We start from the raw sequence: 26,288 nt of genomic DNA on the forward strand, positions 1-26,288 counted from the left end.
GGTTGTAATGATTTAAATGGCTTGTTCAGTATTTTCACTAGAATCTATTTCATTCTCATTCTGAAGGGAGTCTTCCTCCTCCAACTCATCCATCTGCTTTCTCATTGATTTCATCTTCTCCCTTTGCTTCTCAGTTTCCTTTTTATCATTCAGAAAATCAGTAACAGGCCCAAGATTAATACCATTTTGCATGATTTGTGTCACCTGGTTAAGGTCTACCTGGCCTTCAAGAAAAATAAGATTGGCCATACCATTGGAAGTTATCGATGCAAAATAGAGATCTTCATTTTCTTTAGGAGTGTAAATGCTAACAAGAGAGCCGCTCATCCTTGCGGAAATAAGTTCCTCCCAGTCGGAGAAATCCTGCTCCTTTTGCCACTTTTCATACACAGCTGTTTTTTCCGGTGTATCCAGGTTTATTTGAAGATAATGTGCCTTCTTCACATTTTTTGTCGCCTTGAAAAAACTGGAATCATTGGCAATATTCACCATTCGAATGGTACTGGGATATAAATGAAGAGACAGGAAATGAATTTTCTCCTCCTCCAGGCTTTTTAGAGGGTCTGTCACATTATTTTTGCATGAAAGCAGAAAAGAGCAACATAAAAACAGGCAAAGTAAAGTTTTCAGGTTCATAGTTTTGTAGTTACTAACAGATAAGAATAAAGACTAAGCTAACAAAAGCTTAGTCTTTATGAAAATTTTATGTAAAAGATGATTATTTATTCTCATCCATATCTTCTAACTTCTCCAGGTTCTCCATCCCCGATATATTAAGTCCTTTAGCAATTTTAGACATTTGCTTCAGATCAATATTCCCGAAGATACTTGCTGCAACAAAGCTGCTGTCACTTCCTACTAACATGATCAGTTCATTGATCATGCCGTCTTTTTCCTTGATCAGGAAGCGCATATCAGAATCTCCATCGCGTACTGTCATTAATTCATCGTAGCCCTTGTTAAAAGATTTCTGTGCCTCTGTAAAGAGTTGTTTGCCTTGAGTTGTTTTCTGATTAGCAATCAATTTAATCCCTTTCAGTTTAGAAACAGCATCCATCACTGCTTTCTCTTCCTCTCCCTCTACCTCAAAATTCGAAAAAAGGGAGATCATTCTCTCATTTACTGATACTATTGTAAAATCGGTATTGCCTGAATACTTATTGTAAAAATCTATAAAGGCAGTGTTTTGTGCCGATACTAAAGTAGCTGTTAAATACAATGCGGTTAATATGATTATCTTTTTCATTTCTTAAATATTTTTTTGCGTGTCTTCCTTTTTTTTCTTCTCCTGTTTGAAAGAAGTTTGAATTTTATCCTGAGCTACCTGAAACAGCTGTAATGAGTTAAGATGGTCTTTTCCTGAATTCATCATATTCGCCATTAACTGTAAAGTAGCTTTGGTTTCTTCAAAAGCCTTTTCAGGATTTTCTTGTGTATTTTCCATTTCCACCAGTTGGTTGGTATCACTCAACTTACTCTGTGGTAATAGCCACCCCATATAAGCCAGGGTAATAACAACCAGAACTGAAGCGGCAATTTTCCACCAGCTCCATTTGTTTTCTCCAGATTTTGTCGATCGAATTTTTTGAAGAACCTCTGCGTCAAAATCATCCTCAAGACTTAGCTCGTGCTTTACGCTTTCGGTAGCTTCAAACCACTCTGCCAAAGACTGTAGCTCACCAGATAGCGACTCCCTATTGATTTTCAGCTCGCTTCTGAATTGCATTTCTTCTACATGACTGAGTTCACCTTGCCAGTATTTTTCAAGCCATTGATTGAGTTTTTCTGATGCCATGATTATTAATTTTTAACATTGTCTCCTTCAAAAATTTGCGCGATCTGAATAAATCTGATTTTACCTGCGCCTCTGAAATCTCGAGTGTTTCAGCTATTTCCTGATAGCTATTCCCCTCAATTTCCCTTAAAATGAATACTGTCTTTTGCTTCTCGCTCAAACGATCCATCACCTGCTGCAGTACATTCCACTGATCCTGCCATAAGGATATGGTGCCCGGGTTTTGATCAGTTGAGTGTACAACTTGAAATGATTCCTGATGTTTCTGAGCAGTTTTACTTTTTCTCAACCTATCCAGGCAGTTATTCTTTATAATTTGCATGCTCCATGCATCAGGGTTTTCTACCTTATCCCACTCTGCTCGTTTATCCCAAATTTTAATCAAAGTTTCCTGAGTTGCATCTTTTGCCTCGTCTTCCTGCTTCAGGAAAAAGTAAGCAAAGCGATACAGCTTATTCTTCTTGCTTAAAAATGTGGTCTTAAAGTAGATTTCTTCGCTCATTTCAATAGGAAGATGTACAACAGGACTAAAAGTTACAACAAATCAAAAATAATTTTATAAAATCCGAAACAAATAATCAAAACTATCTAAATTACAACCACTTACACACCTCATTTATTTGAATATTTTCTGTGCTAACTCATTTTTATAGTCCGCCTACATCACAATTACCAGGTAAAACCTGAAGCAATTCTTCCTGATTAAGATTTCAAAAAATTTAGAAGAAAGAAGCCTGAAAAACCTAATCATCTTTACATATTTGTGGTATGATAAAAAGTAACTCAGCTCCAATAGGCATTTTTGACTCCGGAATAGGAGGCCTTACAGTGGCGCATAAAGTAAAGGAATTAATGCCTAACGAAAGCATGGTCTATTTTGGAGACATTGCTCACTTGCCATATGGAGATAAATCAGCCGCTGCCATTCAGGCCTATTCAATTAAAGTAACTGATGTTTTACTTCAGCAAGGATGTAAACTTATATTAATTGCCTGCAATTCTGCATCATCCGCTGCTTTTGAACTTGTAAAGGAATATGTAGGATCAAAAGCAAAAGTTTTCAACGTAATTGATCCCGTAGTAAATTATGTGGCCCTGAATTATAGTAACAAAAAAATTGGACTAATTGGTACCAAGCAAACTGTAGGATCCAAAGCTTACGAATTAAAATTATTCGCTTTAAATAAATCTATCATATTAAAAAGCCTGGCCACACCACTTTTAGTACCTATGATAGAAGAAGGCTTTTTTGAAAACAAAATCAGCCATGAAATAATAGATAACTATTTAAAAGAAGAAGAATTACAGGACATTGAGGCCCTGATTTTAGGATGCACTCATTATCCTTTAATTAAGAATGAAATAGTCTCATTTTACAAAAATGAAGTGGACATACTTGATTCTGCAAGCATTGTAGCAGAAAAGTTAAAGGAATACCTGGAAGAAAACCATTTACTTTCTACTAAAAATCAACAAAGAGACCGCTTTCTTGTGTCGGACAAAACTGCCTCTTTTGAAGCTTCAGCCAAAATGTTCTTTCACGATGAAGTTAAACTTGAGCAATACGCTATTTGGGACTAACCGGTATTTTAATCGTAAAATGAGAGCCCATATTTATTTGTGATTGAATAACAATCTCGCCATCCAAAAAAGAAATGGCCCTGTGCGCAAGAAATAAACCCAGTCCGGAACCCTGTGTTTTATTGCTTATCTTAAAATAGGCTGTAAAAATTTTATCAAAGTATTCAGAAGGAATACCATAGCCATTATCCTTTATATGTATGTAGAAAAAGTACTTGCCAATATCGGTACTTATTTCAATTTCCGGATTTCCATGATTTTGATAAAGCATGGCATTTTCCAGTATATTTTCAAGAACAATCCGCATTAATGCATTATTAGCCCGAACTAAAGCTGCTTTTTCCGCAATATCAATTTTTATTTTAGCATTAAAAGACTCCACTTCTATTGCCATATCTTTCAGGCATTTATTGAGCAACTCTTTCAGGTTAACTAATTCAATAGGGTGGTCATTGTTTAGATCATAGGCCATCTGAAGCTTAAAAAGCATTTTATCCATACTTAAGGCCGTAAAATGTACCTGATCAAATAATTTCTCAAGTTCTTTCTTATCCTGATTAAGTTTAGACACATTATTAAGTCCTAATAATGTTCGGATGGGACGTCTGATATCATGTGAGGCACGGTATAAGTAGGTGTCTAACTCTTTATTTATAGCCAGCAAACTATTGGTACGCTCAGAAACCTTGGCTTCCAATAATTCATTCAACTTATCTATTTTGTTATTCTTCTGCCGCAGCACAAAAACATACCACAGCACTATTATTAAAGCCAAAGCAATAATTATTAAAAGAGCTGTTCTCAATTTTAAATGTGTAGCTTGCAATTGATTACTTTTCTCAAGCAACTCCAATTTATTAATCTCCCTATCCAACATGTACTTTTCCTGCAAATGAGCTATATCATTCCCTTTATTTACAGAATCGCGAATTTCATCAAGCCTCATAAATTTTATCAGGTACTCATTGGCAGCTTGTACATCATTATTAAGCAAAGCTAAATCAGCTCCAATTTTATAATATTCTATTCTGGAGTTGTTGTTGCTAATGCCATGTTCTTCAAAAATTTTTGTTATTTCATTAAATTTGGTTTGCAGCGCCTCTTTGTTACTTTTCTTTAAATAAATTTTACACATATAAATACCGGCATTAAAGGCACTATAATAAATCTCCGCTTTTAAACTTGTATCATAATCTCTCTTTAGCAAGGGTAGTGCTTCATCATATTTGCCAAGATTATAGTAATTAACAGCTTTATTTCCATAAGAAATATCTGTTATTACAGAGTCTTTCATTGCCAAAGAAAATTCAATGGCTTTATTAGTGCTATTTAGGGAACTCTCATAATCCCCCATTCTTCTTTGCAGAAGGCCTTTCACACTGTAAAGACTTCTTACAATCTCAGAATCCTGCCTATTAATCAATTTCACTGTTTTCATTAACTCCAGCCCCTGCGATGAGTAGTTAATACCAACTTTCTCATTACTACCCATTAAATTAACCATAGAAATACGCAAGTAGGTTTTAGCCAGTTGCTTAACCATGTCCTCGTTTTCAAAAAGCATAGCAGCTTTTAAATATTGCTCGATGGCAAGTACTAGTTTTCTCTGGTTTAAAAAATACTCCCCTAGTTTATAATGTAGAAAAGCTACATATACTGATTTTTCATAAACCCAAGGAATAGTACTTTGTAAGAGGTAAGCGGCTTCATCCAACTTCTTCATCTTCTCGCCTTTAGCAGCCAATACTAAAACATCCGCCATTTCTCCATCTGAAATCTCATTATCCCTATAGATCTCCTCCAGAAACCTTGACACCAATGATTTATATGGCATTTGGCCTTCCACACTATCTACCTGTTTAGCAAGTTGATTTTCATAAATCGCTATGAGAGAATCATAGGAAAGCTGTCCAAATGATATCTGAGGAATGGTGTAAAGCAAATAAATTAAGATACTGATAACAACCTTACGCACAGCTTAATAGTTTTGGTGAACTTCTTAAAACAATAAATTTTTACCGTTTTAGATGAACTAAATTATTGTCTCTACAAAAGTACCATTAAATTCATATGAATTAATGTGGAATCTCAACTATTAGTCGTACAAAAAGTGTACATACATCGAATATATTACTCGCACTTTTTAAAGATTATACTTGTTAACAAGAAAAATATTGAACTACAACATTAATAAACTTAACTTTGTAACTTAATGGTGAAAATATGAGTGACAGCATCAAACATGAATGTGGAATTGCCCTAATCAGATTAAGAAAACCACTTCAATTTTATATAGATAAATACGGCCCTCTGTATGCTATGAACAAGCTTTACCTGCTAATGGAAAAGCAACACAACAGAGGTCAGGATGGTGCAGGAGTAGGAAATATTAAGTTAGATGTTGATCCGGGTCATAGGTATATCAGCAGGTACCGATCGATAGATTCCCAACCGATCACCCACATATTCAAGAAGATTTCAAAGAAATATAAAAAAGCCAGGAAAGAGGGCGGAAAATGGTTCAACCAGGCCCAATGGCTTAAACAGAATTGCGCTTTCACCGGAGAACTCTGGTTAGGCCATTTGAGATATGGTACCCATGGTCAGAATGCCATAGAAAATTGCCATCCTATGCTTAGGCAAAACAATTGGAAAAACAGAAGCTTGATGGTAGCAGGTAACTTTAACATGACCAATGTTGAAGAACTGTTTGATATTCTTACCGATTTAGGACAGCACCCGAAAGAGAAAGTAGATACTGTGACGGTGATGGAAAAGATCGGCCACTTTCTTGATGAAGAGAATCAAAGAATTTTTGACCTTCATAAGGAAAACTATAATAACGCAGAAATTACTCAGATCATTGAAAATCAATTGGACATGCTGAGAGTATTGAAGAGAGCATGCAGAGATTTTGACGGAGGATATGCAATGGCGGGTATTACTGGTGCAGGGCATGCTTTTGTTGCGCGTGACCCATCAGGCATAAGGCCTGCCCACTATTATACAGATGATGAAGTGGTAGTGGTAGCTTCAGAGAAAACTGCCATAAAAACAGCCTTTAATGTAGAGTATGATGAAATTAAGGAAGTAGCCCCGGGAAATGCTTTAATTGTAAATAAAGACGGAAGCTACTTTATGAAAGAATTCATCAAACCTTTGGAAAGAAAATCTTGTAGCTTTGAGCGTATATATTTCTCCAGAGGCTCTGATCCAAACATATATCATGAAAGAAAAATGTTAGGTAAACTTCTGGTGCCTAAAATTCTTCAAACCATAGATTACGATTTACAAAACACTGTTTTCTCTTACATTCCTAATACTGCGGAAACTTCATTTTTAGGAATGATGGAAGGAATGGAGGAACACCTGGCTAAAAGGCAACTTCAGGAGCTTCGTACCGAACGAGAAGATGACCGAGTACTTGAAAAACTACTTTCCTTCCGCCCGAGAGTAGAAAAACTGGTTATTAAAGACGCTAAACTCAGAACTTTTATAACTGACGATGAACATAGGGATGAATTAGTAGCTCATGTGTACGACACAACCTATGAAGTAATAAAAAAGAATGTTGACACGGTAGTAGTGATTGATGATTCCATCGTTAGAGGAACCACATTGGAAAAAAGCATTTTAAAAATGCTGGATAGGTTAAGCCCTAAAAAAATAATTATTGTTTCTTCCGCACCTCAGATAAGGTTTCCGGATTGCTACGGTATTGACATGTCCAAAATGAAAGAATTCATTGCCTTCAGAGCGGTCTTGGCACTTTTAAAAGAGACTAAGCAAGAAAATATTCTGGAAGATGTTTATCAGAAATGCATTAATGGTGATGATTCGGAAAACTATGTGAAAGAAGTTTTTGCACCATTTGATTACGAGCAAATTTCTGCTAAAATTGCTGAGCTGGTAAAAGCAGATTTCATTAAAGCTGAAGTAGAAGTAATTTATCAAACAGTGGATGATTTACATACTGCTTGCCCTGAACATTTAGGAGACTGGTATTTTACTGGAAACTTCCCTACCCTTGGTGGAAACAAAGTAGTAAACAGAGCTTTTGTTAACTTTATGGAAGGCAAAGAAGTAAGAGCTTATTAATTATTGCAGATGAATTAGTTGGTGGCTTAAATTTGCCACAACTAATTCATCCTTACTTTTCTTTACTATTCCACCAATTCCATATCCAATTAAGCTAAGCATCTTCTCAAGACCTTAATTCGGTTTCCTGATCTAATTTTTCCATTTGTTACTTCATGTAAGACACATGAATCAAGAGTTTGTCATAGTATTTATCTCTTTCAAATAAAAATCCCTATTTTTGAAACACACCAGTTCAGTATAAAAGCTGAATGCAAACGATTGAATTTATGAAGCAGAATTCCTATGTTTTTTTTCTTGCACTAGTAGCTGCTTTGGGCGGTTTTCTATTTGGTTTTGACACGGCTGTAATCTCAGGAGCAGAACGTTATATTCAGAATATTTGGGAATTAAGTGATTTAATGCATGGTTTGGCTATAGCCATTGCGCTGTATGGCACTGTATTAGGAGCAATAGTAGTGGGTTATCCTGCCAATAAATACGGTAGGAAACCATTATTGATAGCAATAGGAATACTGTATACGGTATCTGCTTTAGGGTCAGCATTAGCCTGGGATGTTAACTCATTCATGCTTTTTAGGTTTTTAGGAGGCATTGGTGTGGGTGCATCTTCGGTGGTAGCACCTATGTATATCAGTGAAATTGCTCCGGCAAAAAATAGAGGAATGCTTGTGGCTCTTTTTCAATTCAATCTGGTTTTTGGTATTTTAATGGCTTATGTTTCTAATTATTTTATTGAAATAGCTGCAGTAACAGAAAGTTGGAGATGGATGCTGGGTGTAGAGGTATTACCCGCAGTAATTTATACTTTATTAAGTTTAAGAGTACCTGAAAGCCCAAGATGGTTGATAAATGAAAGAAACGATTATGACAAAGCCCGTTCTATTTTAGGAAAAACAGATCCCGAAGGAGTAGACAAAGCCATCTCTCTTGCAATTGAAGAAGCAAAAAAAGAAAAATCAAAAACCAGCTTTACAGAACTATTTAAGAAGAGATACTTACGCATAACATTTATGGCAATTCTAATTGCTTTCTTTAATCAATTATCCGGAATCAACGCAATTATTTACTTTGCGCCACGAATTTTTGAAATGGCCAATATCAGTGCTGAAAACAGTTTACTTTCCACTATGGGAGTGGGTGTCATCAACCTAATATTCACTATGGTGGGATTATCATTAATTGATAAGTTTGGGAGAAAGAAGCTGTTATACATTGGGTGCATAGGATATATTATTTCTCTTGCTCTTATGTCAATTTCCTTTTTAGGGGATTCCATACCCACTTCTATTTTACCCTTTTTTGTGTTTTTGTTTATTGCTTCACATGCCATAGGCTCAGGATCAATCATCTGGGCATTTATCTCTGAGATTTTCCCAAACAGTATTAGGTCATACGGACAATCAATTGGTAGTTTGACCCACTGGGTTTTTGCTGCCATAATTGCCAATGTTTTTCCTTTTTTCGCAAACACTTTCGGAGCATCAAGCATCTTTCTGTTCTTCTGTGGCATGATGGTGCTACAATTAATTTGGGCCATATTCATTATGCCTGAAACAAAAGGAAAAGCATTGGAAGATATCGATCAGGAAATTATTGAACATTAAATAATTTATTAAAAGCAAAATCCTACGCCTACATATATTGCTTCCGGAAAACTAATTCCTGTCCGGACAATAAAACCGGTTTCCGGGTTTTGATACCTGTAACCTAGGCCACCTGCTGGATGATGGTTTAAATAATCTCCTCGTGAAGGTTTAACATTTCCTACTATTTCGTAGGATTGCAAATCTTTTTTGTAATCTGCATAGTTGTACAAACTGACAAACCCTACACTAGCTTCTATATGATGATTTCCTGTTCCGCTTAATGCTGTAATGCCAGCCATTGCATGGGGGCCTCCCGAAGAAAACTCCACCCAGTAGCCACCACCTACCTTCGCCCACAAAGAATTAATAAAAGCACTGTTAGTTTTAAGTAATCTACGCTCATATGCGGCATTAATCACACCCCAAACTGGCACAAAGCCAATGTTCGCATAAATAGCATTCTTATTTTCCTTATCAAGAGTGTTTTTATAAAGAGTCTGGCTAAAACAGTTTATACTGATAAGTAATATTATAAATAGTGCTTTAAAAAAACGCAAGAATTTAGAAGTTTCAGGTTATTCTAAATTATACGTCTATGGTTTCTATAAAGTTGAAAGAGGTATAACTCTTAATGAGAAGAGAGCTTTTAAATATTTTAAAATTTATTAATAAAAAAAACCGAATCATTAAAATAATTCGGTTTTCAAATTCCAAAAGAATATTATTTCGTTGGAGGATTATTTCCTTTTATATAGAGAAACTCTCTCCACAACCACAAGTACGGGTAGCATTCGGGTTAATAAATTGAAAGCCTTTCCCATTTAACCCATCTGAAAAATCAAGTGTAGTACCTAGAAGATATAACATGCTTTTTTTATCAACAAGCAACTTCACCCCCTTATCTTCAAATACTTCATCTCCATCTTTAATGCTATCATCAAAGCTTAAGTCATACATCAAACCTGAACAACCACCGCCTTTAACCGATACTCGCACATTGTGATTAGGCGTATGTCCTTCTTCTACTTTTAATTTCGACAACCTGTTTTTAGCACTATCTGTAACTGTAATCATGTTATTTTCAATTTATATTTTTGCAGATATTACTCCATTTCCCGGAGCAACCTCTAATTATTTTTCTTTAAGACACAGGGTTTAGTACAACACTAAAGACCGTGATGGTATTACGATCCCTCCCATAATAAAGTTTATCCAATGAATCAAGTATGTTGCTGGCTCTAAAATAGGAAGTATGCAACTGCTTTTCATCTTTTGTCATCCACTGAATAGTATAAGAACTCTCTTGCTCCCTATAGTTCTTTACGTAATCCATCATCCTCTTCAAAGCATCAATTTTATCAAACCCATTTTCAGAATGAAATAAAAATGACTGATTGTGCCTTGGGTTAATTGTAATCAAGTCCAGTTTGGTTTTCCCATCCTGAAGGCTGAATTCAAAAACTAATTCGCTGCTGTTAAGGCCAAGGTAATCTTTAATTTCCTTTTGTATTCTGGCACTTTCTATATGTACATCTGTGGATGTCTCCATCATCAGTTTTAATTTAATAATTAAGGTATTAATTAAATGTTAAGCAATCAACTTTTTTATCCGTCAAAAAGTTTCTGCATTTTTGCAAAGTTAATCAATATCAACAAAGATTATATATAGCAGGATGTTAAAGGTAGAACATATAGGAATAGCAGTTAAGAATATAGAGGAATCCAATAAACTCTTTGCTAAACTTTTTAACAAAAATGCCTACAAAGAAGAAAGTGTCTCTTCAGAAGGTGTAAAAACTTCCTTTTTTCAAATGGGAGAAACAAAAATCGAACTCCTTGAAGCCACTGCTGAAGATAGCCCTATCGCCAAATTCATCAATAAAAAGGGAGAAGGCATCCATCATATTGCTTATGAGGTGGAAAATATTGAAGCTGAAATGACCAGACTAAAAGGCGAAGGTTTTACATTGTTAAATGAAAAACCCAAGCATGGTGCAGATAACAAATTAGTATGCTTTTTGCACCCTAAAGATACAAATAGCGTACTAATAGAGTTATGCCAGGAAATCAAATAGAGATCTACTGATGCTGAATTGAATTATAATGATTCAGTTTTCGCTTCCCTTTTCTGGTTTGAAAAGAAGGCTTATTACAGGCTGAAAAAAGAAACGCGCCAAGCAATAAAAATATAAGGGTCTTAAAAAGTTTTGATTTCATTGGTCAAATTTAATTATACATTTTCGTAAACACAAAAGATTTCAAATGAGTGCCACGGATAGAACAGAAATAAAAAAATTAGGAGAATTTGGTTTGATTGATCAAATCTCTGAGAAATTTGTAAATAAAAACAGTAACACGGTTAAAGGGATTGGAGATGATGCTGCTGTAATTGATATGGGCACTCATTATCAGTTAGTTTCAACTGACATGTTGGTAGAAGGCATCCATTTTGACCTTTCTTACTTTCCTTTACACCACCTGGGCTATAAATCTGTAGCTGTAAATGTTTCGGATATTGCAGCAATGAATGGAATAGCTGAGCAGATTACTGTAAGCCTTGCTTTAAGCAACCGCTTTTCTTTAGAGGCTGTGCATGCATTTTATGAAGGTGTAAAAGCAGCCTGCGAAGCGTATAATGTTGATTTAGTTGGTGGAGACACTACCGCTTCAAAATCCGGGTTAGTGATTTCAGTGACAGCCATTGGTAAGGTAGAAAAAGGCAAGGTAGCTTACCGATCTGGTGCTAAACTTAATGACATTATTTGTGTAACAGGTGATTTAGGAGCAGCTTATATGGGCTTGCAGGTGCTGGAAAGAGAAAAGCAGGTTTTCCTGGAAAATCCGGATATGCAGCCGCAACTTGATAAATACACTTACATTGTAGGGCGCCAGCTAAAGCCTGAAGCACGTATGGACTTAATCCACGAGTTACTTGATCTTAACATTGTACCTACTTCTATGATTGATATTTCTGACGGCCTTGCTTCGGAACTTCACCATATTGCCACACAATCTGGTGTAGGATTAAATATTCATGAAGATAAATTGCCATTTGCCACTGCTATGCAAGAAGCTGCTCTTGAATTTAAATTAGATCCTAACACGGCTATTTTGAATGGCGGAGAAGACTACGAACTTCTTTTCACTATCTCACAAGATGACTTTGAGAAAGTAAAAAAGCATCCTGACATTCATTTTATTGGCTACATTAATGAAAATTCAAACGGCTTAAACCTAGTAACCAATAATGGAAACCCTATTCCATTAAAAGCTCAAGGGTGGAATCATTTTGGAGAAAATTAAACTACAAAAGAGGCAAAAAAAACTAAATTACAGGCAATCTACTCCGGTTTGTTGGAAAGTCTGTTTTTCAGCAAATTAGTTCTCAAAAATTAGTAGGAGGGCATCAAGAGGCAAGTATTATGATAATAGTAGCCCCTGGATTGCATTTTTCATATAAGTAAACTTTTTATAAAGCTGGCACTACACATTTTAAAATAACATGTATTATTCTCTTTGAAGTGTTTTGTTTTTTGTAATAAAACAAGTTATTGACGAGCTAAAAGTTCTCGCCAGCCGGCAATTATTCAAAATGCGCTTTACTATTTTTCCGGTAAAAGGTAACAGCTCTCTACATTTAAGTAATGCGATTTATGATAAAAACCGAAGTAACTTGAACTATTTGAAGCGCCAGTATAAACAAGGTTTATGATCCTAAAAGATTAAATCAAACATAGATTTTCTAAAATATTGCAATTGCCGCTAACGGCTATTTTCTTGTATGATTCTCTGCAATCGCCATAATTTCTTTCAAATCCCCTTCAAATGTTGAACCTGTAATTGAAACGCTTATTACGTTTTGCTCTTTATTTTGAAAGTAAATGACAGGATAATCAGTGACCACTCCATACCTCTTAGCTAAAAATTTAGAATCAGTCAGCACGTTAGGATTCTTCAAGATTTTATCTTGCACGTTTAACCGGATATTTTTGATGGTATTATCAGAGATGACAATTTTTATACCCTCTATGGTTAAAAAATAGGGTATGCTGTCTAAAGTCATTCTTCTACAGCTTGAACAGCTATTGTTATTTGGAATTACTAAGATAGCAGAGGCATTTTTCAAGGCATTTGAAGGAAAATGATTTACAAAATCTACGAAATTTTTATCCTCATAATAATGTAATTGACTACAACCTACAACCATGATAAAAATGATGCTATAAACTATCAAAAGTCGGTTTGAATAATTGAAAGGACAAGAAATTCTCATTAGCTTTTTTATTTTCGTCATGGTTTATTGATATGAATAACCCTGCTGGTGTAATAAATGTATTTCGCGTATAATACGTATTTTCTGGCAAGTCGTACTCTCCAACTTTTTCAAACTGCTCATTCAAAATTATAATTGAAGGTATTTTGTAATCCCAGTTGACTCTCCTATTATTTTTGTCTAGATATTCTACTTTTCTATAAGCAAGCCTATAATAGAGCTTGTTCCATTTGTCATAAAGGATTTCCCTATATGAATTAGATTCTATATAAAATTTCTCGCTTTTCCCAGCTGCTGGATTCTCCCAGCTTGGAATTACTGAAAAATATTTAGAACCCGCATATTTCCATTGTACATTATTGCGTTTAGGATTGAATAGCAATATGTCTGAATGTATTGGAAAAGATACTATAATCTCTTCCCCATTATATAACATAGAATGATGGGAGAAGAATGCCCCATGAACTTTCTCATCAAATTTCTGAGGACCAGGTAATTCATATTTGTATTTTTTGCTCTCCAAATTAAGCTCTAGTAACAGGTCGCCTGACCACCAACCCTTTTTATTGTAATCCTTATCAGGCTTAGCCACTATATAAACTACAGGTTTCGCATACATAATAGGTCTATAGTCATAAACTACTGGAACGGAAATTTCCTTCTCACTTTTGTCTGGAAATGTTGAATATTTCTGGTATGCATTACCCTTACTATTTACCAGGTAAAACTCATACCTTTTATTATTAGTAACCAATAATGAATCTTTACTTATATACTGAAAACCAGTAAGTTTCCCTCCTATTCCTTCCGGCCCTTCTTTCTTCACTTTCAAGCGTTTCTCCAGCTTTCCTAGATTAAGATCGTAAATTTCTATTGCGTTAATTGCCCTATTTGACCACAGGAGCAATTCTTTACTCCCTCCTTCTTCTTGCACATATTGAGAATTGTAAGTTCTATATGGAGTATATTGATCAATCGGTATTCTTAAAATGGAATCTAGTTTAAATGAAACTAAATTTTCGAAGTCTTGAGGTTTTTGAGTGTCACCTATACTTTCCTTCTTTTCCGAACAAGAAACTAATACTATACATATCAGTAAGTGACAGAAATGCTTTTTAAAAATCATTCTTAGTTGGTGTGATTTGAATAAAATAATTGGAGGGTTAAACCCTCCAATTTTGATTAGCAGTCTCCGTCAGTTCCGTTAACCAGACAATTTCCAAGACCTGAACAACAATCGTTTCCATCGAATTCTCTGTCTGCTGCAGGTGCATCTATACTTTTATAGGCCATAGCGCTACTTGTTAGAAATGCCAATAAGAATAGTGCAGAAGTGATTTTCTTGAACTTTTTCATAAGATTATTTTTTAAAATTTAGAAATTATTAATCACTTTAATGCAAAACCAAAAATGAAATCTAATTCATGCAATATGCCTAAGCTAGCATTAGCATTCTACAGTCAAAAGAGGTGACATTGTTAGATTTTGATTAAAACATTAGCAAGATAAAAAAAAGTGGAGGGGAGGCAAAAAAATTATTGAAAATATATAAATAATTTGTTGCTGGAAATTTTCATTCAAAGTCAGACGCCCGATGGTGTGAACTTCCAGCTCATACCACTTCTTTCAAATAGTAAAAAATGTATTTTTATTAGCAGATAATACCTCAGAAGACAACCCGCCTCAATCTATTGAATTGATCCATTCTTTTAGTCTAAGGTCTTGCAAATAGTTATTAGCTACCCAATACCAGTAATCTTTTCTATTCAAAAACCAATATCTCTACAGTATACTCCATATTTACGAAATTCATTAGTTGTAAAAAACCTAAAACAAGTCTCAATACGTAGACATATATCTAGCACATTAGTTTGTGCATCATTTTTTAATCTACCAAATGACTTCATCAAAGGAAAAAAATGTAGGAAAAACTATACTTAAAGTTATCGGAATTATTTCTACAATTTTAATTGGCCTAACTATTATTATAAGCGTACTCCTCTTAACAGTATTAGAGCCCTACTCCGAAAGCTTCCTGAAAAACAAAGTGAGTGAAAGTACCGAAGGACTGTATGAATTAGAATTGGATGATCTGGATATTAATTTACTGGCACTCACAGTACGTTTAAAGGACATCCACTTAAAATATGACTCAGCAGTTCATCAAGAACTAAAAAAAAAGGGGAAGGCCAGCCCTTTTCTCATCAGCCTTACCACCAAAGAATTAGAAATTTCAGGTATCAACGTACTGGATTATCTCTTCAGCTCAAGCATTGATATACTTTCAATAAAAATTGACCATCCTAATGCTAAAATATTCCATGATGAAGATGTGCCAAAACAGAAAAAAAAACAGCAACAGAAAATCAGTGAAATCATCAATTCCATTAAGCTTGGCAGGTTTACTCTTGCGGATGCCAGCCTTTCCTATTTTAATTATGCAGAACAAACAGAGGTAGTTCACAAAATCCCTCAGTTAAATATACAGTTAAGTGATTTCACTGCAGATTCCCTCGATAGAAAAGATATAAGAAAGATGGTTGATATGAAGGATCTTTTGATAACTCTAAAAAACCAATCGTTCGAAACCAGCAATAAATCATACACTTTTTACTTTGATCTTTTCAGATATTCTATGGCAGAGGAAGAATTAACTATCAAGTCTTTTTCAGCTATTGGTGACCATTCTAAAATGTCAAAACCAATGATAGTACCTGAAATCAGGCTTCCGCTTTTCAAACTATTCGGACTTGACCTGATGAAAGCCCTGAAGACCCGGAAACTCTACCTAAAAGAACTGTTAATTGATAGCACTTATGTAAAGCTTCTTGAAATTCCTGACCTGGATGTAACTGTTGAAGATGTTTACCGAGGGGTGGCTCCCTTCTTTGAAACTACTAAAATAGATCATTTAAATATTGATCGCAGCGCAGTGAGCATGTACTCAAGACAAAACAGGGATATGCTCATCCAAAAAATAGAGAAGATTGATTTATCTATTGAAGATGTTTTCTTTGACTCCCTAAGTGTTTTTGATTCAAGAAATAACCTGGCGTTACAGGATTTAGAATTGAAGATTGAAAACTATCTCTTTACCCCGGAAAACAACCCTTATACTTTCAAATTAGGCAGGATGGAGATGAGAACTAAAGAAGACTTTCTTATTTTAAGGGATTTCGCCCTTATACCTGACATAGAACAAAATAAAGCTTTGGGGTACCAATCGGGGCAGGCTAGTGCAAAATTAATTAATATTGATATCCCTGAAATTAGTTTTGAAGGTATAGATATGATCCGTGCTTTTGAGCATTCCAATCTCGATATATTTAAGATAGCCATTCCCGGCTCTGATATATCTGTTAGCAAAGCGTTTGAACAAAGCTCTTCAGGAAGTGGCTTCTCTCCTGAAGCGATGTATGAAAGCTTTTCCTTTTATGTCAAGCAAATTAATATCCATAATTTCTTAGTAGGCAATACTGACTTAACAATTTATCAGTCAGAACAAAAAGAATTAAAGCAGCATCAGGCACAAAATGCAGAATTAAGGCTAACAGAAATTCATTTCGATTCTTTGATGGCTTATCAAAGCAAGAGAAAAGCTCCCTTGAAGGAGTTAGCTTTTGGCCTGCATAGGTACAGCTACCAATCACCGGACAGCTCATTCTTTTTAGAAACTGGACCTATAGAGTATAAAAATGAAAATTTCGGCATTAATCACATTCAATTAAAAAACTTCTCAACACAAAATGGCCTCGAAAAGGATTCCCTGACAGCCTCTTTAAAAAATCTTTCCATTGCTAATATTGACCTAGTTGAAGCTTTTAATAAAAGCAAACTTGAAATCGAAGAGATTTTAATTCAGCAACCGGATTTATTTGTGAGTAGAGAAATTAAAAAAGATACTTCATCTTCTGATAAAAATAAAGAAGCTCAAGAACTTCCTGGAAAATCAATCTTCAATTTTCTCAATCCTATCACTGTAAATGCGATAAGAATAGAAAAAGGAGAAGCTAAGTATGCAGAAAGACTGCAGCATGTAACCAATTTCCAAAAACTGAAAAATTTCACTATTGAAGTACAAAAACTAAATTTAAGTCCTAAAAGCATTAAGAATATTGAAGAAACTATTCCTGTTGAAAATATTCTGATAAATGCAGAAAATTACACTTTCAATTTCCCGGACAGCATCTACACCATCACCTTAGACAGCCTTTTTTACACATCAAAAAACACAAATTTAATAGCGAAACAATTCCAAATGAGTCCTGATTACCAATTGCACAAGTACCGGGTGCAAGATGACATAAAGAATGCTCACCGTAACTTATTCGAAATTTCTACCAACCAATTCAGCATTAGCAATATTGACTTAATTGATGCTTACAAAACTGGTAATTACAGATTTGGAGAAGTGTTGCTTAAATCTCCTGAGCTCACCATTCTTCAGGATAAAAATGTGGTAAATAGTAAGCAGGAAGAAGATAGCAAAAGTAGTAATCAAGAGGGACAGGAAACTGACAAAAGCAATGGAGAGACATTGAGTGCATCCATGCAACAACAGATCAATGAATACATTGATGTTTTCACTATTGATAGTTTAAATATAGAAGATGCCAGGTTTTCATTCGACATCTTAAAAAATGGTAGCATAAGACAAAGCCAGGATTTAGAACACCTCTCATTATTAATTGAAAGTATCAGGCTCAAAAGCCTGGACGCAAATGACCTGACAGATTTGCTGGCAGTAGATGACATTAGCTTGTTACTACAAGACTATAGCTTTGTGATGCCTGACAGTTTATATAAGCTAAGAGTAAAACAGTTAAGAGCTTCTCTTGCTAAGAAATTCATCCGAATTGATAGTGTGAATTTTGAACCGCTTTTCCTTATTGACGAATATGCCGATAAGCTTGATTATGCGCAGGATCGTTTTGATTTAAAGGCTAACAACATTAACCTTGAGGGGATTAGCTTCTATGAGTTTTTCAACTATCAGAATTATATAGTTGAAAAACTGGAAATAGATGGTTTTAATGGAAATATTTATAGAGATAGCCGTGTAGAGCAATCCCCTAACAGAGCTCCACGTACAGTTCAGCAATTGGTGAAAGATTTACCGATTCCCATTCACCTGGACACCCTTAATCTAAAAAATGCCAGCATTATTTATTCTGAAGTCTCTAAAGAGGGTTCACGCCCCGGTATTACTGCCCTTACAGATACAGACATTCAAATTACAAACATTACTAATGATTCCATCGCTTATACAGTGAATGATAAAATGAAAGCAAGCGCTGTAACCAGCTTTTTAGGAGATAGCAAGCTTAAAGTAAATTTTGTTTTTGATATGACACACCCTGATGACCTTTACACCTATGAAGGTCACCTTGAGCACATGAAGTTTCAGGACTTCAACCCCTTATTCACTAATCTATTATTTGTAAAGATGGAAAGTGGAGAAATTGAAAAAATTGACTTTTCTGTAACGGCCACTAAACACAAATCTGTGGGGATGATGAAATTCCCTTATGAAAACCTGGAATTTAAAATACTCAATAAAGATGATCCCGGCAACCCTGGTTTCTGGCTGAAAGCCACTAACTGGACCTTAAATAATCTTGTGATTAAGTCGAACAATCCGGGTAAGCTGTTTAACAGTTACAGGGAAGGCAAAATAGCAGTGGATAGAAATTATAGCAAGTCAGTTTTCAATCATATGGGAAATTCGCTTCTAAGCGGATTGATCTCCAGCACTATTCCGGAACCCCTTGAATCTATTTTAGATTGGTTTACTGACCTGCCTTAAATATTTAGTTTTTAATCTTCAGGATAAGGAATAAAAACAAAGTTGGTGAAGTCATTATCTATTACAAAAAGACAGCAGAATTCATCAGGATCTTTGTATGATTCTTTAAAAGCATCTACTTTTTCTGATGAAATAATCTCTCTTTGCACAAATTCATCTAAATAAGTGATATTGTAATTCCATTTCAAATTGAGTTCCTGCGCTCCAATCAATAATTTGCCAATAGGCTGTTCCACTCTACAGATCGGGAAGATAGGGTAATCTGAAAAACCTCTTTTTCGCACTGCATAAGAGGCTTCTTTTAAAGTATCTGCCACAAAAACGAAGTCTTCCGTGATAGTACCTAAATATTTTCCGCTTATTTCAGGGTTATTGTCCATATTTAATTTAATTCTTAAAACTTTTACATCATCGCATTATCTGCAAAACTAAAAAACTGATCATCGGCAAAAATAATATGATCAAGAACAGCTATTTCCAGTATTACTCCTGCCTCTTTCATTTTCTTGGTGAGAGAAACATCCTGACTGCTGGGTTGCTTATTGCCAGAAGGGTGATTATGTGCTAAAATAATTCCTGAAGCCAACTGCTCTATAGCTTCTTTAAAAATCATTTTCACATCCGCTACGGTTCCCGAAATACCTCCACTACTTATTCGCTTCATTTGAATCACCTGGTTGGCTCTATTCATCAGAATAATCCAGAATTCCTCATGAGGCAAATCCAATAAATGAGGTTTTAAAATATTAAAAGCATCGGTAGAGCTGGTGATCTGAGGCCTTTTCTTAGTTGCTGTCTCTTTTCTTCTTCTCCCCAGCTCCAAAGCTGCAACAATTGAAATAGCTTTTGCTTCCCCTATCCCTTTAAATTTCATTAAATCCTTTACAGTGTATTTAGCTAAAGCATTTAAATCATTCTCGGTGGCACTTAAAATATTCTTTCCTACATCTATTGCTGAAAGTGATTTTGTACCCGATCCAATTAAAATAGCAATTAATTCCGCATCGCTTAAAACCTCCCGGCCTTTTGTAAGTAATTTCTCTCTTGGCCTGTCAGCCTCTGCCCACATTTTAATGGCATTTACCTGATTATACTCTTCCTGCATTTATAAAGTTTTAGTTGCCAGAAGATAGGTAATTGCCACAAACTAAAAAAGCCTCAACCGATAAAGTTGAGGCTCCAAATATTTTTAAAGCGAGAATTTAAGCTAAACTAGCTACGTGCTTTGCTAATTTAGATTTATTATTATCAGCTTTTTTCTTGTGGATAATATTTTTCTTAGCCAATTTATCCAACATAGAAGTAACGCTCTTCAATAACTCTTCAGCTTTTGCTTTGTCAGTAGTGGCTCTCAACTGACGTACATAAGTACGAGTAGTTTTCGCCTGGTAACGATTACGTAAACGCTTAGAAGCGCTTGATCTGATTCTTTTTAATGCTGACTTGTGATTTGCCATGTTATTATATATTCAAATGAATTTCTTGCTTACTTTTTAGGATTGCAAATGTAACAGTTTCTTATTTATTTAACAAAATCAATTTAAATTTTAATAAGATTTTGAGGTAATTCTATTCTTTTACTATGCAAAATAATTGCAAAGTTAGTTTATTACCATAACTCTTACACTATAAAGTCTATCTTTTTGTATCTTGATTCTGTCAACCAAAACATTGAATTATGAAAAAAGTTTTACTTCCCTCCCTTCTTGCCGTGACAAGTTGCCTTATTCTACTTTCATTCAAATTCAAAAGTACTACACGCTGGGGTTTTTACGCACATCAGAAAATTAACAGAATAGCTGTATTTACACTTCCTCCTGAAATGCTTACATTTTACAAAACAAATATTCAGTACATTACTGAAAATGCTGTAAATCCTGATAGAAGAAGGTATGCGGTTAAAGGAGAAGCCCCAAGACATTATATAGATTTGGATGTTTATGGCGACAGCGCTGTTTACAAACTCCCCCGTTACTGGTATGATGCCGTAGAAAAGTTTACTGAAGATACTTTAAAAGCTTATGGAATTGTACCCTGGCATGTACAGTTCATGACTTATCAACTTACTGAAGCCTTTAAAGAAAAAGATCCGGATAAGATACTGAGGTTATCGGCCGATTTAGGTCATTATATTGCAGATGCTAATGTACCCTTGCACACCACTGAAAACTATAACGGTCAGCTAAGCGGGCAATATGGCATTCATGGTTTTTGGGAATCCCGGCTGCCAGAATTATATAGCGATGATTACGATTTCTTTGTTGGAAAAGCTTCTTATATTAAAAATACACAGCTTGAAATATGGAAAGCGGTAGAACAAGCGCATAATTGCCTGGACTCTGTATTCACTACTGAAAAACATTTGACAGAAAAGTTTAAGGCTGATGAGAAATATAGTTCTGAACTGAGAGGAAATGTAAATACGAAAGTATATTCTCGCGAGTTTTCCCTAGCCTACCATCGTCAGTTGTCAGGACAGGTGGAAAGGCAAATGAGAAAATCCATTAAAATGGTAGGAGATTTCTGGTATACCGCATGGGTAAATGCCGGGCAGCCCGATTTAAATATGCTTTTGGACTATTATATAGCAAAAGAAGAAATTGAAGAGTCAACTACTCCTGAAAAAACCTTCCCGCTTAGAAACCATGAAAGTGGGATTGAATGAACATATAAAAACACTCTTCCTGAAAGTCTATTTCGGAAGAGTGTTTCATTTTTTTTAGAAGTAGTATGAATAGTAGCCTTTTACACCTTTCTTATTCACGCCCTTAATAATTACTTTCCCCTTAATCTCCTCTAAAACTGACGCAAGTCTTTTAGGGTCATCAATAGGTTTTTCATTAATTGCAGTTATAATAAAGCCTTCTTCAATGTTCAATTTTCTGAAGAAACCATTTTTAATATCCACCACACGTACACCACTGGTAATATCCAATAGATTTTGTTCCACACGTGGCACTGCCTCGAACTCTACACCCAAAGCCTCAGAAAAATAAGCCACACGGTTTAATCTTTCCGTAGTATTTTGGCTATTCGTTAAGATCAGCTCCTTTTCTATTTTTTTACCATTCCTCTCTAAAGTAATGTATAGTTTATCTCCCGGGGAATGCAAACTCAGCTTTTCTTCAAATTCTGCATGAGAGCCAATTTTTTCGCCATTAATTTGCCTGATGATATCACCTTTTTGCAGTTTCATTTTATTAGCTGCACCTTCTTCCTGAAGATAGCTAATAACTACCCCATCCAAATCTTTCACATTGAGTTTATCCGCCAACTCAGGTGTTAGAGAAGCTACTTCAGCACCTAAAAATGCTTTCTGCACTATGCCATAAGTTATAATATCATTTGCTATTTTCTTAGCAATATCTATTGGCACTGCAAAACCATATCCAGTATAAGAACCTGTTTGAGACAAAATGGCTGTATTAATCCCCACCAACTGACCATCTACATTTACCAATGCACCACCACTGTTTCCGGGATTAATGGCGGCATCTGTCTGAATAAATGACTCAATCGGGAAATTACTTTTTAATATATTAAGTTCACGACCTTTGGCACTTACTATACCAGCGGTTACTGTAGAATTTAAATTAAAGGGGTTACCAACAGCTAAAACCCACTCACCTACTTCCAAATTCTTTGAAGAGCCAATTTCCATTACAGGTAAATTATTGGCATCAATTTTCAAGACCGCTAAGTCAGTAGAAGGATCCCTTCCTATTAAGCTGGCCGAATAAACTCTCTTTTTATATACTACTTCAATATTATCAGCATCCTCTATAACATGATTATTGGTAAGTATATAGCCATCTTGTTTAAAAATAACTCCTGAGCCTGAGCCTACCTGCTGCATACTGCCTGAACCGCCCAGCCACATGTCCAGCCATGAGCTTCTGCCGTATCTTTCAGAAACTGTTTTTATATACACCACACTTTCAGTGCTCTTTTTTGAAGCCACTACAAAGTTATCCACCGGAATTCTTTCGTAGTTATCAACTGAAGGTTCATGCTCGTGCTCGTAATTTGCTACGTACCCAGATGGAATTAAAAAATCATCCCCATCTAAATCAGAGAAATTATCAGGCATTAACTGAAAAACTAAGAATGCTCCGGCTAAGCCTCCGAAGAATCCGATAAATAATGTTTTCAAATTTGATCGCATAATTTATTTTGTTTATTAAAAGTAACTGTCTGCTTTATACAAAAACTAATCCAAAAAAACGATTCTTGTCTAATATGGTTTTGAACCTAATTAATACTACCAAAACTCACTTAAAATTATTGCATAAAATTAACCGAATCGAGCTATTTCTTTAGCCATACTAATATCGATTACTTCTTCACAACTACCTATAATAAAAAAAGATGCCAGATAATATCCGACACCTTTCTGTTAACATTATAACCTAAACTTTATAATGAATTCTTTAAATGCTTTTGTTTGATCAACCTCCTGCTCTATTTAATTCGTCCAGATTTGTGTTTCGTTGGTTAGACTTAAAGTCCTCTCCTTTGCTAAATCTGTATCTTAGAGAAATACCTACACTTTGCTGTCCGAAATACTGGTTTATTTCATTTATATTTCCCTGAAAGTTGGCTGACCCTTTAAATTTTCTTGTCCTGAAAATATCAGAAAAACTTAATGAGGCTTCCAGTTTCTTATCCATAAAACTCTTTTTTACTGCAAAATCCAATCCCCACTGCGCCTCTATTGAATATAAACCCCACACTGTATTTGATCTGTAATCCCCATTTAATTCCAACTTAAAATCTTTCGGAAGCATAAAAGTATTTCCTATCTGCGCCATACCTGTAGTAGCTTCTTTTATTTCGTTTTTATTGTTTATAATGGTTGAAAACTCCTGATAAAAAGCAGTGAAGTTTGCATTTACTGCCCACCACTTAAAAGGTTGTAGAGGCACAACCGCTGTAGCACTATAGCTTAGTTGATCATCCACATTGCTTTCTTTAAAAACTGTGGTGCCATCTTCAGGATTTTGCAAAGGAATTTCAGCAATAAAATCTTTTGTTAATCCATAATTTAATACCAGATTATATTTACCCATAAAAGTTTGAGTTACACTTACCGAATGTGTGTATTGAGGTTGCAGGTTCGGGTTACCTTGAGCCCATGTATAAGGATCCAGGTACAAAATAAATGGATTCAAATCACTATACTGAGGTCTGTCAATTCTTCTGCTGTAGTTATAATTTACCTGGTAAGCATCTGAAACTTTGTGTTGCAGAAAGAAACTAGGGAAGAAATTAAGATAATCTCTTTTGTTTACCTGGTTAGTAGTCAACAACTCTCCTTTAGAAACTGTGTTTTCAGCTCTTAAGCCTGCTTTGTAAGTTATCTTTTCGTTAATAGCCCCCGAAAAGCTTGTATAGGTAGCAAAAATATTTTCTGTATAGATAAAGTGGTTGGATCTGGTTTCATCCAGATTTTTTCCGGATTCTTCAATTTCATAAAACTGCAGGTTATTATCTGATATTACTGAACTTGCTTTTAAACCTGCTTCCAATTTCACTTTCGGGAAAAGTTTTTTCTCAAAATCTACCTGTGCAGAATAAATATCATACGAGAAAGGATTGTTAGTTTCCAGCCTCTCTATTTCAGAAGGAGAAGTGTCTCCATTGTAGAAATATCTATTGACGAAACTGGAATTTCCGTCATTGGTTAATTGAATATAATTGAAATCAGTAGTAAGCTTTGTTCCGTTAGTATCCAGCTTATATGTATAATGTAAATTACCCTGAGCATTCAGGAATTTATATTCCATATTGTTATCAGATTCTATTTCAAACATTTCACCATCCTGATTTAATTCTGATATAAAATCAAAGTCATGGTAAACATCTTGTCCGTAAAAATTAACCATTACACCTATGGAATGCTTATCATTTATATCATAATCAGTACCAGCTCTTAGCGAAGGAATTGTTCTGGCATTTAACTCTTTAGCATCCTGATCAAAAATAGTTCTAACACCTGAAGTTTGTTCCACCTCTCTATAAAATTTGGCATCTCTCACCCTTCCTCTTTCAGAAAAATCCGCATTTAAAAATGAGTTCCATTTATCCTTTTTATAGTTTAGCTGCACTCCTGCATTGTAATTCTGCATTTCGTTGTAGCGGTAGCCCGCATTTACACTCCCGTTCATACCTACCATCGTGTTCTTCTTTAAGGTAATATTGATGATACCTGAATTACCTTCAGCATCATATTTTGCCGATGGATTATTAATAATTTCAATATTCTTAATATTATCAGCTGACATTCCCTGAAGCATGTTTTGAAGGTCAGTTGCTGAAAGGTAGGTTCTTCTTCCGTCAATCATTACAAGTACTCCTGCTTTACCATTTAATTGAATATTTCCATCCTGATCTAAAAATACACCAGGTGACTTTTCCAGTACCTCGTAAGCTGTTGTTCCGGCCGCCATGGCTGTTCCTTCTACAGAAACCACCATCTTGTCAGCCTCCATTACCACCTGCGGCCTTAGTGCCTTTACCTCCACGGCATCCATCACCTGCACATCTTCCATTAGGATGATTTCATCCAATTTCAATTCAGGTGAAGTGGTGGTTAATTTAAAAGGCCTGGAGAAATAGTTATTAAACCCCACTGCTGAAATTTTTGCATAAAATTGCTGATCAAGCTTTAACTTTAATGAGAATTTACCTGACTCATCAGTAACCGTTCCTGTTATCATACTTGAATCAGCCTGGTCGTATATAACAACATTACTATAAGGTAAAGGGGTTTTCTTCTGATCTTTTATCGTCCCGCTCAACTGGCCGGACTGTGCCTGTGCCAATGCTTGAAAGCCAAAAATTAGTAGTAGGCTTGCTAAAAATGTTTTCATGTTCAATAAGGTTTTCATTATTCTGTAGTTTAAATGGTAGATGCACTCATGCCATCATTCGATGCACGATTAGTGCCATATTCTTTCAATGGCCTAAAACTTGTTTAAAAGGCATTTTTATTTAAACTATAAAAAGAATGTGTTCATTAGTGAACACGCTATGGTCATATTTCCGAACAGTGATGCATTTTTAAGACGTCAGGCAGATAGGGTAAGAAAATGAGATCTCTTATCCTTCAAATAGTAAAGGGGCTTTTAGTATAAAAACAGAAAA

At 35.2% G+C, this 26,288-nt stretch carries 23 protein-coding genes; 7 read left to right on the top strand and 16 right to left on the bottom strand.

Translation table 11 applies throughout. The annotated features are described in order from the left end of the window. Positions 1 to 12: 12 nt before the first annotated feature. From IEV85_RS17985 to IEV85_RS18000, 4 genes are all read right to left on the bottom strand, one after another. A complete protein-coding gene (locus tag IEV85_RS17985) occupies positions 13 to 636 on the bottom strand; it encodes a DUF4252 domain-containing protein (RefSeq protein ID WP_188466043.1) in 624 nt (207 codons plus the stop codon). 82 nt (positions 637 to 718) lie between these two features. Further along, positions 719 to 1,246, bottom strand: coding sequence for a DUF4252 domain-containing protein (locus tag IEV85_RS17990; protein WP_188466045.1), 528 nt, complete (start codon positions 1,244 to 1,246; stop codon positions 719 to 721). Between the two features lie 3 nt (positions 1,247 to 1,249). Further along, positions 1,250 to 1,795 (bottom strand): hypothetical protein, encoded by a 546-nt coding sequence (locus IEV85_RS17995; RefSeq protein ID WP_188466047.1) that lies wholly within the window; start codon positions 1,793 to 1,795, stop codon positions 1,250 to 1,252. Then, positions 1,764 to 2,297 carry an RNA polymerase sigma factor gene (locus tag IEV85_RS18000; protein WP_188466049.1) on the bottom strand — a complete coding sequence of 178 codons (534 nt, stop codon included), beginning with the start codon at positions 2,295 to 2,297 and terminating at the stop codon, positions 1,764 to 1,766. Before IEV85_RS18000 ends, IEV85_RS17995 begins: the two co-directional genes overlap by 32 nt. 266 nt (positions 2,298 to 2,563) lie before the next feature. Here IEV85_RS18000 and murI point away from each other — a divergent pair, with 266 nt between their 5' ends. After that, positions 2,564 to 3,376, top strand: coding sequence for a glutamate racemase (murI, locus tag IEV85_RS18005; RefSeq protein ID WP_188466051.1), 813 nt, complete (start codon positions 2,564 to 2,566; stop codon positions 3,374 to 3,376). Here the strand turns inward: murI and IEV85_RS18010 are convergent. Then, the gene (locus IEV85_RS18010) at positions 3,363 to 5,351 is read right to left on the bottom strand and encodes an ATP-binding protein (protein ID WP_188466053.1); all 1,989 of its coding nucleotides are present in this window, start codon (positions 5,349 to 5,351) and stop codon (positions 3,363 to 3,365) included. The two genes, murI and IEV85_RS18010, sit on opposite strands and share 14 nt — an antisense overlap. A gap of 248 nt (positions 5,352 to 5,599) precedes the next feature. On the opposite strand from IEV85_RS18010, the gene IEV85_RS18015 reads away from it, so the two are divergent. Together IEV85_RS18015 and IEV85_RS18020 are read left to right on the top strand one after the other, a co-directional pair. After that, positions 5,600 to 7,474, top strand: a complete 1,875-nt coding sequence (locus tag IEV85_RS18015; RefSeq protein ID WP_188466055.1) for an amidophosphoribosyltransferase — start codon at positions 5,600 to 5,602, stop codon at positions 7,472 to 7,474. 269 nt (positions 7,475 to 7,743) lie between these two features. Further along, entirely contained in the window at positions 7,744 to 9,081 is a 1,338-nt protein-coding gene (locus IEV85_RS18020; protein WP_188466057.1) for a sugar porter family MFS transporter, read from the top strand. 8 nt (positions 9,082 to 9,089) lie between these two features. Here IEV85_RS18020 and IEV85_RS18025 read toward each other — a convergent pair whose 3' ends face one another. The 3 genes from IEV85_RS18025 to IEV85_RS18035 form a co-directional block, all read right to left on the bottom strand. Then, positions 9,090 to 9,620, bottom strand: coding sequence for a hypothetical protein (locus IEV85_RS18025; protein ID WP_188466060.1), 531 nt, complete (start codon positions 9,618 to 9,620; stop codon positions 9,090 to 9,092). 190 nt (positions 9,621 to 9,810) lie between these two features. Next, a complete protein-coding gene (gene erpA, locus IEV85_RS18030) occupies positions 9,811 to 10,137 on the bottom strand; it encodes an iron-sulfur cluster insertion protein ErpA (protein WP_188466062.1) in 327 nt (108 codons plus the stop codon). Between the two features lie 67 nt (positions 10,138 to 10,204). Further along, a complete protein-coding gene (locus tag IEV85_RS18035; protein ID WP_229712644.1) occupies positions 10,205 to 10,615 on the bottom strand; it encodes a hypothetical protein in 411 nt (136 codons plus the stop codon). 121 nt (positions 10,616 to 10,736) lie between these two features. On the opposite strand from IEV85_RS18035, the gene mce reads away from it, so the two are divergent. Next, the gene (gene mce, locus IEV85_RS18040; RefSeq protein WP_188466064.1) at positions 10,737 to 11,138 is read left to right on the top strand and encodes a methylmalonyl-CoA epimerase; all 402 of its coding nucleotides are present in this window, start codon (positions 10,737 to 10,739) and stop codon (positions 11,136 to 11,138) included. A 187-nt stretch (positions 11,139 to 11,325) separates the two neighbouring features. Further along, positions 11,326 to 12,366 (top strand): thiamine-phosphate kinase, encoded by a 1,041-nt coding sequence (thiL, locus tag IEV85_RS18045; RefSeq protein WP_188466066.1) that lies wholly within the window; start codon positions 11,326 to 11,328, stop codon positions 12,364 to 12,366. Positions 12,367 to 12,832: 466 nt separating this feature from the next. On the opposite strand, the gene IEV85_RS18050 is transcribed toward thiL, so the two are convergent. Genes IEV85_RS18050 through IEV85_RS18060 form a run of 3 tightly spaced genes read right to left on the bottom strand, consistent with a single transcriptional unit; the run spans position 12,833 to position 14,692 of the window. Beyond that, positions 12,833 to 13,357 (bottom strand): hypothetical protein, encoded by a 525-nt coding sequence (locus IEV85_RS18050; RefSeq protein WP_188466259.1) that lies wholly within the window; start codon positions 13,355 to 13,357, stop codon positions 12,833 to 12,835. After that, positions 13,284 to 14,462, bottom strand: coding sequence for a DUF4221 family protein (locus IEV85_RS18055; protein ID WP_188466068.1), 1,179 nt, complete (start codon positions 14,460 to 14,462; stop codon positions 13,284 to 13,286). The genes IEV85_RS18050 and IEV85_RS18055 overlap by 74 nt, the downstream gene beginning before the upstream one ends. Positions 14,463 to 14,518: 56 nt before the next feature. Beyond that, a complete protein-coding gene (locus IEV85_RS18060) occupies positions 14,519 to 14,692 on the bottom strand; it encodes a hypothetical protein (protein ID WP_188466070.1) in 174 nt (57 codons plus the stop codon). A 541-nt stretch (positions 14,693 to 15,233) separates the two neighbouring features. Here IEV85_RS18060 and IEV85_RS18065 point away from each other — a divergent pair. Continuing rightward, on the top strand, positions 15,234 to 19,142 hold the full coding sequence (locus tag IEV85_RS18065) for an AsmA family protein (RefSeq protein ID WP_188466072.1): 3,909 nt from the start codon (positions 15,234 to 15,236) through the stop codon (positions 19,140 to 19,142). Positions 19,143 to 19,153: 11 nt separating this feature from the next. Here the strand turns inward: IEV85_RS18065 and IEV85_RS18070 are convergent, their stop codons facing one another. The 3 genes from IEV85_RS18070 to rpsT form a co-directional block, all read right to left on the bottom strand. Then, positions 19,154 to 19,522 carry a hypothetical protein gene (locus IEV85_RS18070; RefSeq protein WP_188466074.1) on the bottom strand — a complete coding sequence of 123 codons (369 nt, stop codon included), beginning with the start codon at positions 19,520 to 19,522 and terminating at the stop codon, positions 19,154 to 19,156. A gap of 23 nt (positions 19,523 to 19,545) precedes the next feature. Continuing rightward, positions 19,546 to 20,247 (bottom strand): RadC family protein, encoded by a 702-nt coding sequence (radC, locus tag IEV85_RS18075; protein ID WP_188466076.1) that lies wholly within the window; start codon positions 20,245 to 20,247, stop codon positions 19,546 to 19,548. 97 nt (positions 20,248 to 20,344) lie between these two features. After that, the gene (rpsT, locus tag IEV85_RS18080) at positions 20,345 to 20,599 is read right to left on the bottom strand and encodes a 30S ribosomal protein S20 (protein ID WP_188466079.1); all 255 of its coding nucleotides are present in this window, start codon (positions 20,597 to 20,599) and stop codon (positions 20,345 to 20,347) included. A gap of 221 nt (positions 20,600 to 20,820) precedes the next feature. On the opposite strand from rpsT, the gene IEV85_RS18085 reads away from it, so the two are divergent. Beyond that, positions 20,821 to 21,807: a phospholipase C/P1 nuclease family protein gene (locus tag IEV85_RS18085; protein WP_188466081.1), complete on the top strand. Its 987-nt coding sequence runs from the start codon at positions 20,821 to 20,823 to the stop codon at positions 21,805 to 21,807. A gap of 54 nt (positions 21,808 to 21,861) precedes the next feature. Here the strand turns inward: IEV85_RS18085 and IEV85_RS18090 are convergent, their stop codons facing one another. Continuing rightward, a complete protein-coding gene (locus IEV85_RS18090) occupies positions 21,862 to 23,307 on the bottom strand; it encodes a trypsin-like peptidase domain-containing protein (RefSeq protein ID WP_188466083.1) in 1,446 nt (481 codons plus the stop codon). A 283-nt stretch (positions 23,308 to 23,590) separates the two neighbouring features. Beyond that, the gene (locus IEV85_RS18095; protein WP_188466085.1) at positions 23,591 to 26,032 is read right to left on the bottom strand and encodes a TonB-dependent receptor; all 2,442 of its coding nucleotides are present in this window, start codon (positions 26,030 to 26,032) and stop codon (positions 23,591 to 23,593) included. Between the last annotated feature and the right edge of the window lie 256 nt (positions 26,033 to 26,288).

This window comes from Marivirga lumbricoides, from assembly GCF_014636295.1.
Lineage (GTDB): Bacteria > Bacteroidota > Bacteroidia > Cytophagales > Cyclobacteriaceae > Marivirga > Marivirga lumbricoides.